15 protein-coding genes and 1 pseudogene are annotated in these 17,582 nt (G+C 72.3%); 11 read left to right on the plus strand and 5 right to left on the minus strand.

Annotated elements, in window-relative coordinates:
• Positions 1 to 111 precede the first annotated feature (111 nt).
• A complete protein-coding gene (locus tag AB0L75_RS20655; protein ID WP_365182719.1) occupies positions 112 to 1,917 on the plus strand; it encodes a phosphatidylglycerol lysyltransferase domain-containing protein in 1,806 nt (601 codons plus the stop codon).
• 10 nt (positions 1,918 to 1,927) lie between these two features.
• Positions 1,928 to 2,689 carry a hypothetical protein gene (locus AB0L75_RS20660; protein WP_365182721.1) on the plus strand — a complete coding sequence of 254 codons (762 nt, stop codon included), beginning with the start codon at positions 1,928 to 1,930 and terminating at the stop codon, positions 2,687 to 2,689.
• On the opposite strand, the gene AB0L75_RS20665 is transcribed toward AB0L75_RS20660, so the two are convergent.
• Positions 2,629 to 3,393, minus strand: a complete 765-nt coding sequence (locus AB0L75_RS20665) for a hypothetical protein (RefSeq protein WP_365182722.1) — start codon at positions 3,391 to 3,393, stop codon at positions 2,629 to 2,631. The two genes, AB0L75_RS20660 and AB0L75_RS20665, sit on opposite strands and share 61 nt — an antisense overlap.
• 60 nt (positions 3,394 to 3,453) lie before the next feature.
• On the opposite strand from AB0L75_RS20665, the gene AB0L75_RS20670 reads away from it, so the two are divergent.
• From AB0L75_RS20670 to sucB, 5 genes are all read left to right on the plus strand, one after another.
• Positions 3,454 to 4,239 (plus strand): adenosylcobinamide-GDP ribazoletransferase, encoded by a 786-nt coding sequence (locus AB0L75_RS20670; RefSeq protein WP_365182724.1) that lies wholly within the window; start codon positions 3,454 to 3,456, stop codon positions 4,237 to 4,239.
• A 68-nt stretch (positions 4,240 to 4,307) separates the two neighbouring features.
• Positions 4,308 to 4,883, plus strand: coding sequence for an RDD family protein (locus AB0L75_RS20675; protein ID WP_365182726.1), 576 nt, complete (start codon positions 4,308 to 4,310; stop codon positions 4,881 to 4,883).
• Between the two features lie 308 nt (positions 4,884 to 5,191).
• Positions 5,192 to 6,739, plus strand: coding sequence for a leucyl aminopeptidase (locus tag AB0L75_RS20680; RefSeq protein WP_365182728.1), 1,548 nt, complete (start codon positions 5,192 to 5,194; stop codon positions 6,737 to 6,739).
• A 291-nt stretch (positions 6,740 to 7,030) separates the two neighbouring features.
• Positions 7,031 to 8,419: a dihydrolipoyl dehydrogenase gene (gene lpdA, locus AB0L75_RS20685; protein WP_365182729.1), complete on the plus strand. Its 1,389-nt coding sequence runs from the start codon at positions 7,031 to 7,033 to the stop codon at positions 8,417 to 8,419.
• Between the two features lie 61 nt (positions 8,420 to 8,480).
• Positions 8,481 to 10,271, plus strand: coding sequence for a 2-oxoglutarate dehydrogenase, E2 component, dihydrolipoamide succinyltransferase (gene sucB / locus AB0L75_RS20690; protein ID WP_365182731.1), 1,791 nt, complete (start codon positions 8,481 to 8,483; stop codon positions 10,269 to 10,271).
• Positions 10,272 to 10,363: 92 nt separating this feature from the next.
• Here the strand turns inward: sucB and AB0L75_RS20695 are convergent, their stop codons facing one another.
• Together AB0L75_RS20695 and AB0L75_RS20700 are read right to left on the minus strand one after the other, a co-directional pair.
• Entirely contained in the window at positions 10,364 to 10,552 is a 189-nt protein-coding gene (locus tag AB0L75_RS20695) for a hypothetical protein (protein WP_365182733.1), read from the minus strand.
• Between the two features lie 56 nt (positions 10,553 to 10,608).
• Positions 10,609 to 10,824 (minus strand): hypothetical protein, encoded by a 216-nt coding sequence (locus AB0L75_RS20700; RefSeq protein ID WP_365182735.1) that lies wholly within the window; start codon positions 10,822 to 10,824, stop codon positions 10,609 to 10,611.
• Between the two features lie 258 nt (positions 10,825 to 11,082).
• Here AB0L75_RS20700 and AB0L75_RS20705 point away from each other — a divergent pair, with 258 nt between their 5' ends.
• From AB0L75_RS20705 to AB0L75_RS20720, 4 genes are all read left to right on the plus strand, one after another.
• Positions 11,083 to 11,706, plus strand: coding sequence for a GntR family transcriptional regulator (locus tag AB0L75_RS20705; RefSeq protein ID WP_365182736.1), 624 nt, complete (start codon positions 11,083 to 11,085; stop codon positions 11,704 to 11,706).
• A 258-nt stretch (positions 11,707 to 11,964) separates the two neighbouring features.
• Positions 11,965 to 14,667 (plus strand): pyruvate dehydrogenase (acetyl-transferring), homodimeric type, encoded by a 2,703-nt coding sequence (aceE, locus tag AB0L75_RS20710; RefSeq protein WP_365182737.1) that lies wholly within the window; start codon positions 11,965 to 11,967, stop codon positions 14,665 to 14,667.
• 125 nt (positions 14,668 to 14,792) lie between these two features.
• Positions 14,793 to 15,788: a WYL domain-containing protein gene (locus AB0L75_RS20715; protein WP_365182739.1), complete on the plus strand. Its 996-nt coding sequence runs from the start codon at positions 14,793 to 14,795 to the stop codon at positions 15,786 to 15,788.
• 67 nt (positions 15,789 to 15,855) lie between these two features.
• Positions 15,856 to 16,374: a DUF4240 domain-containing protein gene (locus AB0L75_RS20720; protein ID WP_365183115.1), complete on the plus strand. Its 519-nt coding sequence runs from the start codon at positions 15,856 to 15,858 to the stop codon at positions 16,372 to 16,374.
• A gap of 17 nt (positions 16,375 to 16,391) precedes the next feature.
• Here the strand turns inward: AB0L75_RS20720 and AB0L75_RS20725 are convergent.
• Positions 16,392 to 16,628, minus strand: a pseudogene (locus AB0L75_RS20725) (hypothetical protein); the annotation flags it as partial.
• Between the two features lie 72 nt (positions 16,629 to 16,700).
• A complete protein-coding gene (locus tag AB0L75_RS20730; protein ID WP_365183117.1) occupies positions 16,701 to 17,489 on the minus strand; it encodes a peptidoglycan recognition protein in 789 nt (262 codons plus the stop codon).
• Between the last annotated feature and the right edge of the window lie 93 nt (positions 17,490 to 17,582).

Raw genomic sequence — 17,582 nt, forward strand, 5'->3', positions numbered from 1 at the left:
CGCCTCCCACCGCCTTGAGGGCGTGAGGGACCCGGCCACGCCGTCCCGGCCGGGTGCCGTTGCGGCGGAAAAGTGGGGTTCGCCAGGGCAGCCCCCATATGATCCTTACCCATGGGAGATGCCCGAATTGCCGTGCCGTCGCAAGCCGAGCCGGGGCGCCCCAGGGAGGAGGGGCGGCGGTCCACCGGGGCCTCCCGGCGGGCCGCCGCCTTCGCTGTCTGGTATCTGCGGACCGTCGCCTTCATCAACTTCCTCAGCGCGGTCTGGGTCTCGCTCGGCCAGGACGTGCGCCGGCACAACCAGGACGACTACTTCACGCCGTACCTGCTGACGGCCGGCTTCGCCTCGGGTGTCTTCACGGCGTTCCTGGCGATCACCATGCGGCGCAGAAAGCGGGCCGCCTGGATCCTGAACCTCGTGCTCAGCGGGGCCTTCCTCGCCCTGTTCGCGTTCGCCATGGTCTTCCCGGAGCTGCGGCGGTACCCGCAGAACTGGATCTCGCTGGGGCTCACGACCGCCTTCGTCGGCGCGCTGGTGACGGGTCGCCGCGAGTTCTACGCCAAGGGCGACCGCTCCAACCCGCGGCTCGCGGCGACGGTCGCGGTCGGCGGCGGGCTGGCCGCGAGCCTGCTGGCCGGACTGCTGGTGACGGTGATCAACCAGGCGCCGGACGCGGCCCGTTCGACCTTCCTGGAGCGCTGGCACTACGGCACCCTGCGGCTGGTGTCGGTGGCGGCCGACGAGTCCCGCTTCCCCGGCATCGACCCGCCGAACTGGGCCAACGTCGCGATCAACGTGCTCAGTACGGCCCTCGTCCTCGCCGTGCTCTACGCCGCCTTCCGCTCCCGGCGCGCCGTCGACCCGCTCACCGAGGACGACGAGAAGCGGCTGCGGGCCCTGCTGGAGCGGCACGGCGAGCGGGACTCGCTGGGCTACTTCGCGCTGCGCCGGGAGAAGAGCGTGGTGTGGTCGCCGACCGGGAAGGCGGCCGTCGCCTACCGGGTGGTCGGCGGGGTGAGCCTGGCGTCCGGGGATCCGCTCGGCGATCCGGAGGCGTGGCCGGGCGCGATCGCGCCGTGGCTGGCCGAGGCGCGGGCGCACGGCTGGATCCCGGCGGTGATGGGGGCGAGCGAGGAGGCCGGGACGATCTATGCCCGGCACGGGCTGGACGCGCTGGAGCTGGGCGACGAGGCGATCGTGGAGGTCGCCGACTTCACGCTGGAGGGCCGGGCGATGCGGACGGTCCGGCAGGCGTACAACCGGGTGAAACGGGCCGGGTACCAGGTGCGGATCCGGCGGCACGAGGACATCCCGGCCGTCTCGACGGGCGAGATGGCATATCTCGTCGAGCGGGCGGACGACTGGCGGGACGGGGCGACCGAGCGCGGCTTCAGCATGGCGCTCGGCCGGCTCGGGGACCCCGAGGACGGCCGGTGCGTGCTGCTGGAGTGCACGGACGCCGGGGGGAGGCTGCGCGCCCTGCTGTCGTTCGTGCCGTGGGGGCCGCACGGCCTGTCCCTGGACCTGATGCGCCGCGACCGGGACTCCGACAACGGGCTGATGGAGTTCATGGTCATCGAACTGCTGCGCAGGGCCGACGAGATCGGGATCACGCAGGTCTCACTCAACTTTGCGATGTTCAGATCGGTCTTCGAACGTGGCGCACGCCTCGGTGCCGGACCGGTGCTGAGGCTGTGGCGGTCGCTGCTCAGCTTCTTCTCCCGCTGGTGGCAGATCGAGTCGCTGTACCGCGCCAACGCCAAGTACCGGCCCATCTGGGAGCCGCGGTTCCTGCTCTTCGAGAAGAGCGCGGACCTGCCGCGCATCGGCCTCGCCTCAGCCCGCGCGGAGGGCTTTCTGGAAGCGCCGGGACTGCCGAAGTGGCTGCACCGCAGACACCTGGACACGCACCGCTGAGGAACGCCTGATGAGAACCCTCGCCCGCTGGGCCCGTGAGGAGTGGGGGCTGCTGTACGTCACCGTGCGGGAAGCCCTGCTGAAGCGGAAGCTGCGGGCGCTGCCGATGACGGTCGGGGCGGTGGGTCTGACGGCCCTGCTCCAGTACGTGCAGAACCAGCCGTGGGGCTATCAGCTCGTGCAGAACACGGGCGCCGTACGGGCCGAGGACCCGCTGTGGCTGGCCCTGCTGCGCACTCCCCTGTCGCTGTTCGTGCCGGCGCTGGATCTGCCGGTGTGGGGCGCGCTGGCGCAGATCCTGCTGGTGTTCGGGATCTCCGAGGTGTGCATCGGCTGGTGGCGGACGCTGGTCATCGCCTACGTCGCCACGCTCGCCGGGACCCTGTACGCGCGCGTCGGCATCTCGCTCGGCGCGCACGCCCCGTTCGGGCTGCCGTGGACGGACGCCCAGGTGGTGGACACCGGTCCGTCGGCTGCGGTGGTGGGGCTCGCCGTGTTCGTGGCCTGGCGGTACGGCGCCTACGCGACGGCCGGTGCGGTGACCGTCGCCATGGTCGCCGAGGTGCTGATCAAGGAGAACCTGGCGGGCAAGGAGCATCTGGCCGCGCTGATGGCGGTGGGCGTGCTGTGCCTGGCGGTGGCGGTGCGGCACCGCCGTGGGCGGCTGCGACTCCGGCTGCGCCGCGCGTCCGGCAGTCTGTCGCGGCGCGGTCAGCGGCGGTCGGACAGCCGGACCGGACGCGGGTCGGGCCTGCCGCCGATAAGGTCCTGAAGGGTGCGGCGCGGCCGGGCCCAGCGGCGGTCGTGGTGGTAGGCGCGCAGGGCGGCCTTGGCGCGGGCGCGGGGGCGGCGGCCGTAGAAGCGGCGGGCCCATGGGGAGCCGGGGCGGGCGAGCCGTACGGCGCCGACGAGCGCGACCAGCGGCACGATCGCCCCGAAGACCGCGATGCGCGCCTTGCCCTTGCTCAGGGCGATCAGCGCGAACAGGAAGTTCATGCCGATGGTGGTGAGGGCGCCGCCGCGGTCCTGCAGCTCCTGCTGGGTGAGGTCGTTGACGCCGAACGGGGAGAACCCGGCGAGCAGCAGCCCGACGAGCGCGGCCGTGAGCACGACGATCTCGACGCTCTTGCGGCCCTCCTCGGTCCAGTAGACGTCGTCCAGGTGCAGGATCAGCGCGAACTCGTCCAGCACCAGACCCGCGCCCATCCCGAACAGCACGGCGGCGACGGCCGCGCCCGCGCCGTGCCGGTCGCTGGCGACCGCGCCGAAACCGCCGACGACGGTGAGGACGACGCCGGGCACGACGTGGTGGATGTGCAGCCCGCCCGCCCTGACGTTGCCGAACGGGCCCTTGCCGGCCCGGATCAGACGGGTGATCACCCGGGTGACGAGGAAGGTGAACATGAAGGCGGCGAGGGCGAGCAGCAGCGGGAGCTTGCCCGGTTCGACGATGTTCCGTACCCACCAGTGCCCCATATGCGCACCTTATCCCTGGGCGGGACGGGCGGCTCCAGGACCGCCGGGTAACCTTCGCCGGTGCTCAAGTCCTCCCCCCTCGACGGCCTCCGCTTCGCCTTCGGCACCCTGACCGTGCTGCCCGTCCGGGTGCACCGCTGGGACCGGCAGGCCGCCCGCGGCGGGATGCTGAACGCCCCCGTGGCCGGGCTGGTCGTCGGCGGCTGCGCGGCCGGACTCGGGCTGCTCCTGCTCCTCCTGGGCGCCGGCCCGCTGCTCGCCGCCGTCGCCTCCGTCGCCGCACCCGCCGCGCTGACCCGCGGGCTGCACCTCGACGGGCTCGCCGACACCGCCGACGGGCTGGGCAGCGGCAAGCCCGCCGAGGACGCCCTGAGGATCATGAAGCAGTCGGACATCGGACCGTTCGGCGTCCTCACCCTCGTGCTCGCGCTCCTGGCCCAGGTCGCCGTGCTGGCACAGCTCTACGGCGACTCCTGGGCCCGGGGCGCCGCGGCGGCCGTGACCGCGGCGGTCACGGCCCGGCTGGCCCTCACCCTCGCCGCCCGCACCGGCGTACCGGCCGCCCGCCCGGAGGGCCTGGGCGCGGCGGTCGCCGGGGTGGTCCCGGTGCCGGCCGCACTGGCGGTCACGGCCCTCGTCACGGCGGCCGTGGCGGCCGCAGGCACGGCCTTCGGCGCGTACGGCGCCGCGCAGGCCGCGGGCGCGGTCCTGCTGGCCCTGACCGCGGCACACCTCCTGCTGCGCCGGTGCGTGCGCCGGTTCGGCGGGGTGACGGGGGATGTCTTCGGGGCGCTGGAGGAGACGGCGGCGACCGCGGCCCTGGTGGTCCTGGCCTGCGGCCGTTAGCGCAAGCCGCCAGCGGCTAGGATCTTCGCCCGTACACGGACAACAGTTTGGTGATTCGGGGGGAATCCGTGCTGAGGCTGCGCCGCACCCTGGCCTGGTCCATAGACTTCGCGCTGGTGGCGGCGGCAGCCGCCCTGCTCGCGATCCTCACCTTCCACAGAATCGGCGCCCTGGTGACCGACGTGCCCTCGCTGGCCACGAAGGGCGGCCTCGACCTGGTGACCTCGCGCGGTGACGTCATCGGCGCCTCCGAGCACCTCGGCCTGTCCCTGTGGGACCAGATCGTGCTGGACGTGGAGGAGGCCTTCGGCGCGCTCGTCGTCGTCACGTTCCTCTACCAGTGGGCCTGCCTCACCCTGCTCGGCCGGACCCTCGGCAAGGGCCTGCTCGGCCTGCACGTCACCCCCCGGCTGTCCCGGCACTCCCTGCGCCGGGCCGCCGTCACCACCGCCGCCGACGTGGCCGTGTACGCGCTGGCCTGCGTCCTGCTGATCGAGGGCAGGTTCCTGCTGTCGGTGCTGGTGTGGGCCACAGCGGTGCTGCTGTTCCTCATCAACGCGCTGCCGGTGTTCCTCCCCGGCCGCCGCTCCCTCGCCGACCGGCTGGCGGGCACGTCCGTCGTGGGCGCGTTCCAGCGCCCCTAGGCCCCGGACTCCTCGATTCCGGCGGCCGTGACCATGGCGCGTTCCCCGGGGTGCGGGAGGCGGAAATGGCCACGCCGCCACGCACAGGTGAACACCCGCAGGAATGAGCGAGGGCGCACACGCGCGTAGTCTCGTCCCGGGTGTTCGCCGACAGGGTGAAGGCCCCGGTTGCCACCTGCGCCCAGGTTTGGACCCAGGGTCGGCTCTCGGGCCCGGTCGACCCACCCCTTGCGGCGGTCTCCCTACAGGGCGACCGAGGATTCGCAACGGCCACAGCAACTTCACATCGGAAGCGAGAATTCACCACCGTGACTGCTCTGACTCTCAGCACCGCAGCGGCGCCCGGCCTGCGGGCCGACGCGATCGTGATCGGTGTCGCCAAGGGCACTGGATCCAGGTCTGGGGACCTCGTCGTGGCGCCGGGCGCCGAGGCCGTGGACAAGGCGTACGACGGCAGGCTGGCCGGCGTCCTGGAGACCCTCGGTGCCTCGGGTGCCGAGGGCGAGCTGACGAAGCTGCCCGCACCGGCCGGCTTCAAGGCCCCGATCGTCGTGGCGGTCGGCCTGGGCGCGGAGCCGGACGCCAAGAGCGAGGACGAGGGCTACACCGCCGAGGCCCTGCGCAAGGCCGCCGGTGTCGCCGCCCGCGCGCTCGCCGGCTCGAAGAAGGCCGCGTTCGCGCTGCCGATCGACGGTCCGGGCGCCGTCGGCGCGATCGGCGAGGGCGTGCTGCTCGGCGCGTACTCCTTCGACGTCTACAAGGAGAACGGCAAGGACGCCAAGGCCAGGAACGGCAAGGCGCCGCTGGCCGAGGCCGCGCTGCTCGGCGGCAAGCCGCGCGACGCCGCCCACAAGGCGGCCGTCGCCCGCGCCCTCGCCGTCTCCGAGGAGCTGAACCGCGCCCGCGACCTGATCAACATGCCGCCGAACGACCTCAACCCGGCGGCGTTCGCCGCCGAGGCGCAGGCCGCGGCCAAGGAGCACGGCATCAAGGTGCAGGTGCTCGACGAGAAGGCCCTGGCCAAGGGCGGCTACGGCGGCATCCTCGGCGTCGGCGGCGGCTCGGCCGCGGGCCCGCGCCTGGTCAAGCTGTCGTACACGCACCCGAAGGCCGACAAGCACCTCGCGTTCGTCGGCAAGGGCATCACCTACGACTCGGGCGGCATCTCGCTGAAGCCGGCCGGGCACAACGAGACGATGAAGTGCGACATGAGCGGTGCCGCCGCCGTGTTCGCCGCGGTCGTCGCCGCCGCGCGCCTCGGCCTGGAGGTCAGCGTCACCGGCTGGCTGGCGCTGGCGGAGAACATGCCGTCGGGCAACGCCACCCGCCCCGGTGACGTCCTGCGCATGTACAGCGGCAAGACCGTCGAGGTCCTCAACACCGACGCGGAGGGCCGCCTGGTCCTGGCGGACGCGCTGTGGGCGGCCTCGCAGGAGAAGCCGGACGCGATCGTGGACGTCGCGACCCTCACCGGCGCGATGATGCTGGCGCTGGGCAGCCGGACGTTCGGTGTCATGGCCAACGACGAGGCGTTCCGCTCCACGCTGTTCGAGGCGGCGGAGGAGGTCGGCGAGCCGGCCTGGCCGATGCCGCTGCCGGAGCACCTGCGCAAGGGCATGGAGTCCCAGGTCGCCGACCTCGCGAACATGGGCGAGCGGATGGGCGGCGGGCTGGTCGCCGGTCTCTTCCTGCGCGAGTTCGTGGGCGAGGGGATCACCTGGGCGCACCTCGACATCGCCGGCCCGGCGTTCAACGAGGGTGGGCCGTTCGGGTACACGCCCAAGGGAGGCACGGGTTCCGCTGTACGGACGCTGGTGCGGCTGGCGGAACTCACAGCTGCGGGTGACCTGGGCTGATGGTCGCCCACTAGCCCGGTTCCACCCGTCGTACGGCGCCCTGAAGGGGCGTGGGGGCTGTTCGCGCAGTTCCCCGCGCCCCTTCAGGTCGGCCGCGGCCCTGTTCATTTCAAGGGGACGTGGGGTGTCTCACACTCCAGCCCGGCGTCTCGTCCGCCTCGAACAAGTGCAAAGATGGAGCCCGGCAGGACAGGGCCCCCACCGAAGGGCCGAAGCATCAAGCGGCCGGACACCAGCCGCCCGCCGGTCATAGGAGATCGGCGTAAGGCGCACATGCATGGAGGACGTGACGTGGCGAACGACGCCAGCACCGTTTTCGACCTAGTGATCCTCGGCGGTGGTAGCGGTGGTTACGCCGCGGCCCTGCGCGGGGCGCAGCTGGGCCTGGACGTCGCCCTGATCGAGAAGGACAAGGTCGGCGGCACCTGCCTGCACCGGGGTTGCATCCCCACCAAGGCCCTGCTGCACGCGGGCGAGGTCGCGGACCAGGCCCGCGAGAGCGAGCAGTTCGGCGTCAAGGCCACCTTCGAGGGCATCGACGTCCCCGCCGTCCACAAGTACAAGGACGGCGTCATCGCCGGCCTGTACAAGGGCCTGCAGGGTCTGATCGCGTCCCGCAAGGTGACCTACATCGAGGGTGAGGGCCGGCTGTCCTCCCCCACCTCCGTCGACGTCAACGGCCAGCGCATCCAGGGCCGCCACGTCCTGCTGGCGACCGGCTCCGTGCCGAAGTCGCTGCCGGGCCTGGAGATCGACGGCAACCGGATCATCTCCTCCGACCACGCCCTCGTCCTGGACCGCGTGCCGAAGTCCGCGATCATCCTGGGCGGCGGTGTCATCGGCGTCGAGTTCGCATCGGCGTGGAAGTCCTTCGGCTCGGACGTCACGGTCGTCGAGGGCCTGAAGCACCTCGTCCCGGTCGAGGACGAGAACTCTTCGAAGCTTCTTGAGCGCGCGTTCCGCAAGCGCGGCATCAAGTTCAGCCTCGGCACCTTCTTCCAGAAGGCCGAGTACACCCAGGACGGCGTGAAGGTCACCCTGGCGGACGGCAAGGAGTTCGAGGCCGAGCTGCTCCTCGTCGCCGTCGGCCGCGGCCCGGTCTCGCAGGGCCTGGGCTACGAGGAGCAGGGCGTCGCCATGGACCGTGGCTACGTCCTGGTCGACGAGTACATGCGGACCAACGTCCCGACCGTCTCCGCCGTCGGTGACCTGGTCCCGACGCTCCAGCTCGCGCACGTCGGCTTCGCCGAGGGCATGCTGGTGGCGGAGCGTCTGGCCGGTCTGAAGGTCGTTCCGATCGACTACGACGGTGTCCCGCGGGTGACGTACTGCCACCCGGAGGTCGCCTCCGTCGGTATCACCGAGGCCAAGGCCAAGGAGATCTACGGCGCGGACAAGGTCGTCGCTCTGAAGTACAACCTGGCGGGCAACGGCAAGAGCAAGATCCTCAACACCGCGGGCGAGATCAAGCTCGTCCAGGTGAAGGACGGTGCCGTGGTCGGCGTCCACATGGTCGGCGACCGCATGGGTGAGCAGGTCGGCGAGGCCCAGCTGATCTACAACTGGGAGGCGCTGCCGGCCGAGGTCGCCCAGCTCATCCACGCCCACCCGACGCAGAACGAGGCGATGGGCGAGGCGCACCTGGCGCTCGCCGGCAAGCCGCTGCACTCCCACGACTGAGCCTTCGGTCAACGGGCGCGACGACACAGACTTCCGCAATTCGTAAGGAGCAACCGAAACCATGGCGGTTTCCGTAACCCTTCCGGCGCTCGGTGAGAGCGTCACCGAGGGCACTGTCACCCGCTGGCTGAAGGCCGAGGGCGAACGCGTCGAGGCCGACGAGCCGCTGCTCGAGGTCTCGACCGACAAGGTCGACACCGAGATCCCCTCGCCCGTCTCCGGTGTGCTGTCCTCCATCAAGGTCGCCGAGGACGAGACCGTCGAGGTCGGCGCCGAGCTGGCCGTGATCGACGACGGCACCGGTGCCCCCGCGGCCGCCCCGGCCCCCGCCGCCGCCGAGGCTCCGGCTCCGGCCGCTCCGGTGGCTGAGGCCCCGGCCCCCGCCCCGGCCCCCGAGGCCCCGGCCGCCCCCGCCGCTCCGGCCGGTGGCGCCCAGGGCACGGACGTGGTCCTGCCCGCGCTCGGTGAGTCCGTCACCGAGGGCACCGTCACCCGCTGGCTGAAGTCGGTCGGTGACTCCGTCGAGGCCGACGAGCCGCTGCTCGAGGTCTCCACGGACAAGGTCGACACCGAGATCCCGGCGCCCGCCTCCGGCGTGCTCCTGGAGATCGTGGTCGGCGAGGACGAGACCGCCGAGGTCGGCGCCAAGCTCGCCGTCATCGGCGCCGCGGGTGCCGCCCCGGCCGCCGCTCCGGCTCCGGCCGCCCCGGCTCCGGCCGCCGCTGCCCCGGCCGCTCCGGCCCCGGCCGCTCCGGCCCCGGTTCCGGCCGCGCCTGCCGCCCCGGCCCCCGCCGCTCCGGCCGCGCCCGCCGCTGCCGCCCCGGCTCCGGTCCAGCCCGCGGCTCCGGCGCCCGCGCCGGCCCCGGTCACCCCGGCCACCGCGCCGACCTCCCCGACCGCCACCCAGGCGACCGACGAGGGCGCGTACGTCACCCCGCTGGTGCGCAAGCTCGCCGCCGAGAACGGCGTCGACCTGGCCACCGTCAAGGGCACCGGCGTCGGCGGCCGCATCCGCAAGCAGGACGTCATCGCCGCCGCCGAGGCCGCGAAGGCCGCCGCCGCTGCCCCGGCTCCGGCCGTCGCCGCTCCGGCTGCCGCCGCGAAGAAGGCCCCGGCGCTGGAGGTCTCCCCGCTGCGCGGCCAGACCGTCAAGATGACCCGCATCCGCAAGGTCATCGGCGACAACATGGTCAAGGCGCTGCACGAGCAGGCCCAGCTGTCGTCGGTCGTCGAGGTCGACGTCACCCGCCTGATGAAGCTGCGCACCAAGGCGAAGGACGGCTTCGCGGCCCGTGAGGGCGTCAAGCTGTCCCCGATGCCGTTCTTCGTCAAGGCCGCGGCCCAGGCGCTGAAGGCCCACCCGGTCATCAACGCCCGGATCAACGAGGCCGAGGGCACGATCACCTACTTCGACACCGAGAACGTCGGTATCGCGGTGGACTCGGAGAAGGGCCTGATGACCCCGGTCATCAAGGGCGCCGGTGGCCTCAACATCGCCGGTATCGCCAAGGCCACGGCCGACCTGGCCGGCAAGGTCCGCGCCAACAAGATCACCCCGGACGAGCTGTCCGGCGCGACCTTCACCATCTCCAACACCGGTTCGCGTGGCGCGCTGTTCGACACGATCATCGTGCCGCCGAACCAGGTCGCGATCCTCGGCATCGGTGCCACGGTCAAGCGTCCGGCCGTCATCGAGACCGAGGAGGGCACGGTCATCGGCGTCCGCGACATGACCTACCTGACCCTCTCCTACGACCACCGCCTGGTCGACGGCGCCGACGCGGCCCGTTACCTGACGGCGGTCAAGGCGATCCTGGAGGCGGGCGAGTTCGAGGTCGAACTCGGCCTCTGACCTGGCGGCCTTCGGGTCGAGGATCGGAACGAAGTCGAACCAGGCCTCTGATCTCCCTGATCAGTCAGCACGACGGAGCCCCCGCCCGGAGTTCATCTCCGGGCGGGGGCTCCGCTCGTGCGAGCGGAGTGCCGCTGGGCGAGGCTGCGGCCCACCAGCGCGAGCCAGCCGCCCACGGCGAGCTGGTCCTGGGCCTCGACCTCCATGCCCAGCTCTGCGCCGCCGACGGCGCCCTCGCTCTCGTCGAGCCCGAGGGCCGGCAGCTCCCGGATCTCCCCCACCAGCCGCCGAGGAACTGCCCCAGCTCAGGGAAACCGGATGTGGTCGGCGAGCAGGGTCAGCCGGTCCAGGATCTCCGCGTCGGCCAGGCCCACGCCGGCAGGGCGTAGAACCCGCCGAGCCGGGTCCTCAGCCGCCCCGGCGGGGTGCGCACGTACTCCCGCAGCCGGCTCTCGGCGGCGGCGAGCGCGGGGCGGGTGTGCCAGGTGTGCCGCAGATACGCGGTGAGGGCCGCGCTCGGCTTCTCCTCGGTGTCGCCGGCGGGCGTGGACACCTTGTCCACCTCGGCTCGGCTTCTTCATGGCCTCACCGATCCGTCACGGACTCCAACGCCCCTGACACACAACCGCGTTGGCACTCCGCCCAGGAGCGCCGCGCCGGCGAGGCGGAATGCCTCCGTCCCTCGGCGGGCACCACTCTGTAACAGGCATCACCTGTGGCGAGAGCGACCGCACCCCTCCCGTCGGGGGCCGCCGCCGTATTGTCTAAGGGTCCCGCCGACCCGCCGGGTCCGCACTGCCGAGGAGCCCTCATGACCGCGCCCGTCGTCCACTCGCTGCGCGAACAGATCCGCGAGCACATCGTGGAAGGGATCGTCAGCGGGCGCTGGCAGCCGGGTGAGCGCATCGTGGAGCGCCGTATCGCCACCGAGCTGGAGGTCAGCCAGACCCCGGTCCGCGAGGCCCTGCGCGAGCTGGAGTCGCTGCGCCTGATCGAGTCCGCGCCGAACAAGGGCGTGCGCGTACGGAACCTGACCGCGGCGGACCTGGAGGAGAGCTATCCGGTCCGAGCCGGGCTGGAGGCCATCGCGGCGGAGCTGGCGGCCGACCGTCTCGCGGAGGACTGCTCGGCCCTGGAGCCGCACGTCCTGGCCCTGTACGAGGCCGACCGCGAGGCCGACGGCACGGCCCAGGTCCGCCACACCGTGGGCTTCCACCGCGAGCTGGTCCGTGCCGCGAACAACTCGGTGCTGCTGCACACCTGGGAGGGCCTGGGCATCGAGGTCTTCACGGCGCTGTCCATCCGCTGGCTGGGCACGGTGCAGCAGTCGTACGCGGAGGAGCACGAGGAGCTGGTGGCCGCCTTCAAGCGGCGGGACCCGCGGATCGCCGAGATCGTGAAGGCTCATGTCCTGGGGTGCGCGCCGCGCGCCTGATGCAGTCGAGCAGACCTACGCTCACCTGCGAAAACAAGGCGAAACCGCGTCACCCGGTGCCATCACCCAAGGCACCCCGTGCCTACTTTCTCGGAATCGAGACGTTTTCGAGGTCAACCCTTTGATCGATCATCGATCAGGGAGTTACAGTCGCCGACGGACTTCCACCGAAGTCCGCGCCCTGTCCTGCCAAAGACCTAGGGCACCCCCGAACCCTTACCGATGAGGGAACCCCCTTCGACTGAGGAAGGCGGCGACATGACCGACCCCAACGCCATCCAGCCGAGCGCGCTCGACCAGCTCCCCGACCGCGACCCGGAGGAGACCGCCGAATGGCAGGCCTCCCTCGACGCCGTCGCCAGGGAGGCCGGGCCGCACCGCGCCGCGTACCTGATGCGGCGCACGCTGGAGCGCGCCGAGGCGGGCGGCATCGCGCTGCCGAAGCTCCTCGAGACGGACTACGTCAACACGATCCCCACCTCCGCCGAGCCGGGCCTGCCCGGTGACCCGGAGATGGAGGCCCGTATCACCGCGTGGAACCGCTGGAACGCGGCCGCGATGGTGACCCGTGGCAGCAAGCACGGCGTCGGCGGGCACATCGCCACCTTCGCCTCCGCGGCCTGGCTCTACGAGACCGGCTTCAACCACTTCTTCAAGGGCAAGGAGGGCGACGGCTCCGGCGACCAGCTGTACATCCAGGGCCACGCCTCCCCCGGTATCTACGCCCGCGCCTTCCTCGACGGCCGGCTGAACGAGCACCACCTGGACAACTTCCGCCAGGAGGCGGGCGGGGGCGGACTGCCGTCGTACCCGCACCCGCGCCGGCTGCCCTGGCTGTGGGAGTTCCCGACGGTGTCGATGGGCCTCGGCCCGCTCTCGGCCATCTACCAGGCGCGTTTCAACCGCTACCTCACCAACCGCGGCATCAAGGACGTCTCCGCCTCGCACGTGTGGGCGTTCCTCGGCGACGGCGAGATGGACGAGCCGGAGTCGACGGCGGCCCTCGCGCTCGCCGCCCGTGAGGAGCTGGACAACCTCACCTTCGTCATCAACTGCAACCTGCAGCGCCTCGACGGCCCGGTCCGCGCCAACTTCAAGATCGTGCAGGAGCTGGAGGCCCAGTTCCGCGGCGCCGGCTGGAACGTCGTCAAGACGCTCTGGGGCACCGCCTGGGACGAGCTGTTCGCCCTCGACACCACCGGCGCGCTGGTACGCCGCCTGCGCGAGGTACCGGACGCGCAGATCCAGACGTACCAGACCCGCGACGCCGCATACATCCGCGCCGACTTCTTCGGCAAGGACCCGGCGCTCGCCGAGATGGCGAAGCTGCTGAGCGACGACAAGATCCTCGAGGTCTTCCACCTCTCTCGCGGCGGTCACGAGGCCCGCAAGGTCTACGCCGCGTACAAGGCCGCCGTCGAGCACAAGGGCGCGCCGACCGTGATCCTGGCCCAGACGGTCAAGGGCCACACCCTGGGCGACGGCTTCGCGTCGAAGAACGCCAACCACCAGATGAAGAAGCTGACGGTGGACGAGTTCAAGACGATGCGGGACCTGCTCGGCCTGCCGATCAAGGACAGCGACTTCGTCGACGGCGTGGTCCCCTACGGCCACCCGGGCGCCGACTCCCCCGAGGTCCGCTACCTCCAGGAGCGCCGCGCGGCCCTCGGCGGCCCGGCCCCCGCCCGCCGCACCCACACCCTCGCGCCGCTCCCCGCGCCCGCCGAGAAGGCCTTCGCCTCCTTCGACAAGGGCTCCGGCTCGCAGAACGTGGCCACCACCATGGCCTTCGTCCGCCTCATCAAGGACCTGGTCCGCGACAAGGAGACGGGCAAGCGCTGGGTGCCGATCGTCCCCGACGAGGCGCGCACCTTCGGCATGGAGAGCCTGTTCCCCTCCCTCGGGATCTACTCCCCCAAGGGCCAGACGTACGAGCCGGTCGACCGCGACCAGCTGATGTACTACAAGGAGGCCAAGAACGGCCAGATCCTCAACGAGGGGATCACCGAGGCCGGTTCGATGGCCGACTTCATCGCCGCATCGTCGTCGTACGCGACGCACGGCGAGGCGATGATCCCGTTCTACATCTTCTACTCGATGTTCGGCTGGCAGCGCACCGCCGACCAGATGTGGCAGCTCGGCGACCAGCTCGGCCGCGGCTTCCTCGTCGGCGCGACGGCGGGCCGTACGACCCTGACGGGCGAGGGCCTGCAGCACGCCGACGGCCACTCCCCGGTCATCGCCGCGACCAACCCGGCCGCGCTGACGTACGACCCCGCGTTCGCCTACGAGATCGCGGTCATCGTCCGTGAGGGTCTGCGCCGGATGTACGGCGAGGCCAAGCCGGGCGAGGACCAGAACGTCTTCTACTACCTGACGGTCTACAACGAGCCGCTGCCGCAGCCCGCCAAGCCGCAGGGCCTCGGCATCGACGAGGGCGTCGTCAAGGGCCTGTACCGCTTCAACACGGCGGAGTCGGCGGGCCTGTCCCCGGCTGCCAACGCCCCGCGCATCCAGCTGCTGGGCTCCGGTACGGCGATCCACTGGACCCTGGAGGCGCAGAAGCTGCTGGCCGAGGAGTGGGGCGTGGCGGCGGACGTCTGGTCGGCCACCTCCTGGACGGAGCTGCGCCGCGACGCGCTGGAGGCCGACGCGGCCCTGCTGCGCGGCGAGGAGCGCGTGCCGTACGTCCGCCAGGCGCTGCAGGGCGCCGAGGGCCCGGTGCTGGCCGTCTCCGACTACATGCGCCAGGTCCCGGACCAGATCGCGCAGTGGGTCGAGCAGGACTGGTCCTCGCTGGGCGCCGACGGCTTCGGTCTGTCGGACACCCGTGAGGCCGCCCGCCGCCACTTCGGCATCGACGCCCAGTCGGTCGTCGTCGCGGCCCTGGCCCAGCTCGCCCGGCGCGGCGAGGTGAAGGCCACGGCGGTCAAGGAGGCCCGGGAGAAGTACGGGCTGTAGGCACTGACGTGCACTGAGGTGCACTGAGATCCTGTGAAGGGGTACGGCGACCTGCCGTACCCCTTCTTTGTCGCCGCCTCCTTTGCCGCTGCTTCTTTGTCAGTGGTCCCCGGCATGATGAAGAGATGCGTGCGGCTCGGCTCATCAGGATGGTGCTTCTGCTGCAGTCCCGGCCGTCCATGACCGCCGCGGAACTCGCCCGGGAGCTGGAGGTGTCGGAGCGAACGGTCACACGCGACGCGCAGGCGCTGTCGGAGGCGGGCGTGCCGGTGTACGCGGACCGCGGGCGGACCGGTGGATACCGGCTGGTCGGCGGGTACCGGACCCGGCTGACGGGGCTGGCCAGGAGCGAGGCGGAGGCGCTGTTCCTGAGCGGGGTGCCGGGGGCGCTGCGGGAGATGGGTCTGGAGGACGCCGCCTGCGCGGCCCGGCTGAAGGTCTCCGCGGCGCTGCTGCCGTCCCTGCGCGATGCCCCGGACAGCGCGGCCCGGCGCTTCCATCTGGACGCGCCGGCCTGGTTCCAGGAGCCTCGGACGCCCGCGCTGCTGCCGGTGGTCGCGGAGGCGGTGTGGGACGACCGCCCGGTCACCGCCCGGTACCGGCGGGGCGAGGACGAGGTCGAGCGGCTGCTCGAGCCGTACGGGCTCGTGCTGAAGGCGGGCGTCTGGTACCTGTGCGCGCGAGTGGCGGACGGCGACTCCGCCCGGACGTACCGGACCTATCGCATCGACCGGTTCAGCGCTGTGGAGCCTCTGGAGGAACGGTTCACCCGTGATCCGGACTTCGATCTGCCCGGCCACTGGGCCGAGCAGGCCGAGCGGTTCGCCCGCTCGATCCTGCGCGCCGAGGTCGTCGTACGGCTGTCCCCGGAGGGCGTGCGCAGGCTGCGGTACGCCGTCGAGCCGGTGTCGGCGCGCGCGGCACTGAGCGGGCTGGGCGAGCCGGACGGGGCGGGCTGGGTGACGGTGACGCTGCCGGTGGAGTCCGAGGAGGTCGCGTACGCGCAGCTGACGGCGCTCGGGGCGGAGGCCGAGGTGCTGGCCCCGGAGAGCCTGCGGGAGCGCTTCACGGCGGACGCCACCCGTCTCGCGGCGCTGTACGGCCGCGGCGACGCCGGATAACGATCCGCCGTGACTGAGGGGTACTCCGCGTGCGTCCCACCGGTGGAGGCCCGATGCTGGTGCCGTGATGGACGAGACGGAGTTCTGGGAGCTGATCGACGCCGCCCGCGAGAGTGCCGAGGGCGACCCCGAGGAACAGGCCGACGTGCTCGTGGACCGGCTGCTCCAGCTGGACCCCGACCTGGTCCTGGACTTCGCCCGTCACTTCGAGGCCCGCTACAACCGCGCCTACCGCTGGGACCTGTGGGGCGCCGCCTGGGTGCTGCTGGACGGGGCCAGCGACGACGCGTTCGACTTCTTCCGCTGCTGGCTGATCGGCCAGGGCCGGGAGGTCTACGAGGGCGCCCTGCACGAGCCGGACTCCCTGGCCGAGCTGCTGGGCGAGTTCGACGAGGAGATCGACGGCGACGGCGAGGAGCTGGGCTATGCGGCGGACGAGGCGTACGAGCAGCTGACCGGCACCGTCGCACCGGATCTGGGCATCGCCCCGGCGCCCGCCGAGCCGGAGGGCACGCCGGTGGATTTCGAGAACGAGCGTGCCCTCGCCGAACGGTTTCCCCTGCTGTGGGACCGTTTCCGGGAGTAGCCGGCGCCGGCTCGGCCGGCCGTGCGCCCGCGGGTGGCGTCGGCCGGCGCGGAGGCCTGCCGGTCGGCCCCCACCGCGTGGTGCAGCGGCGCGGCGTTGGCCTGGCCGAGGGCGGACGCGGTGGCCGCGGCGGGCCCGAGGACGACGGTGGCGACCGCGCGGACCACCGCCCAGGGGCCGCGCGCCCGCCGCGTCCGGCGACCCCGTTGCGTGGTCTCGTCCGTGGTCCCGGCACACGTACGACTGCTGTTCATGATCCCCACCTCCGGTCGGCTGGTGTCGTTGCCGACCGTAGGGCGCGGGGCTCGGAGGAGGCTGCGTGGCGCCTAGGGGCTTCCTGTGGGCGGCGCATGGGTGGTCCCGAGGGTGACCGCGGGGGTGGTCCGGCCCTGCAGCCGGGCGGCCTTGTCCCTGATCTCGGGGAGGCGGTCGGTGAGGGCGGCGCCCGGGCAGTTGGTCATGAAGCCGTCCTTGTGGCCGGCCAGGGCGGGCAGGGTCGCGGTGGCCCCGGTCCTGAAGCGGCTGAGGCTGTTGCTGGAGACCAGGCGGACACTGGTGCGCGGGTCGACGTCGGCGAGGCCGAGTTTCCAGGCGGCCAGGGCGGCGATCGCGTCGGTCATGGCCTTGGGCACGGGGCTGCCGGCGGTGAAGGTGCCGATCGCGGCGATTCCGGCGGTGCGGTGGTTGAAGCCCTGGGTGTGGGCGCCGGTGACGGCCCGCTCGATGCCTCCGGCGCGGCCTTCGTAGATGGTGCCGCAGCGGTCGACGAGGAAGTTGTAGCCGATGTCGTCCCAGCGGCGGTCACCGGTCTGGCCGGCGTACAGGTGGCGGATGATGGTCGGCGCGTCGGCGCAGTCGTAGCCGCCCGGCGAGTCGGTGTGGTGGAGGAAGACCGCGACCACCTTGTCGTCGTAGCGCGGGGGCGGCTGGGTGCGGCCGGCGGTGCCCAGCCAGACGGAGCGGGGCACGATGTGCGGCCGGGCGGCGCGGTGGACGGCGGGGGCGCGGGCCGGAACGGGCTGTTCGGGGCGGGCCACGGTGATGGGCTCGACGCCGCGGGCGCACAGGGCGAGCGCGAGGATCGCCACCAGGCCGGGCAGACTGCCGAGCAGCACCAGCACGGCTCCGGGTATCCGCCGCGCGGACCGGCTCCGGGTGCCCGGTGGCCCTGGTGCTCGCGGCACCCGCGGGGGCCCGGGCGGTTCCTG

The organism is Streptomyces sp. NPDC052101, from assembly GCF_040680235.1.
GTDB lineage: Bacteria > Actinomycetota > Actinomycetes > Streptomycetales > Streptomycetaceae > Streptomyces.

Excerpts from the sequence above, each read along its gene's own strand:
- AB0L75_RS20655 (WP_365182719.1), top strand. The coding sequence starts at position 112 with ATGGGAGATGCCCGAATTGCCGTGCCGTCGCAAGCCGAGCCGGGGCGC.
- AB0L75_RS20660 (WP_365182721.1), top strand. The coding sequence starts at position 1,928 with ATGAGAACCCTCGCCCGCTGGGCCCGTGAGGAGTGGGGGCTGCTGTAC.
- AB0L75_RS20665 (WP_365182722.1), bottom strand. The coding sequence starts at position 3,393 with ATGGGGCACTGGTGGGTACGGAACATCGTCGAACCGGGCAAGCTCCCG.
- sucB (WP_365182731.1), top strand. The coding sequence starts at position 8,481 with ATGGCGGTTTCCGTAACCCTTCCGGCGCTCGGTGAGAGCGTCACCGAG.
- AB0L75_RS20705 (WP_365182736.1), top strand. The coding sequence starts at position 11,083 with ATGACCGCGCCCGTCGTCCACTCGCTGCGCGAACAGATCCGCGAGCAC.
- aceE (WP_365182737.1), top strand. The coding sequence starts at position 11,965 with ATGACCGACCCCAACGCCATCCAGCCGAGCGCGCTCGACCAGCTCCCC.
- AB0L75_RS20715 (WP_365182739.1), top strand. The coding sequence starts at position 14,793 with ATGCGTGCGGCTCGGCTCATCAGGATGGTGCTTCTGCTGCAGTCCCGG.
- AB0L75_RS20720 (WP_365183115.1), top strand. The coding sequence starts at position 15,856 with ATGGACGAGACGGAGTTCTGGGAGCTGATCGACGCCGCCCGCGAGAGT.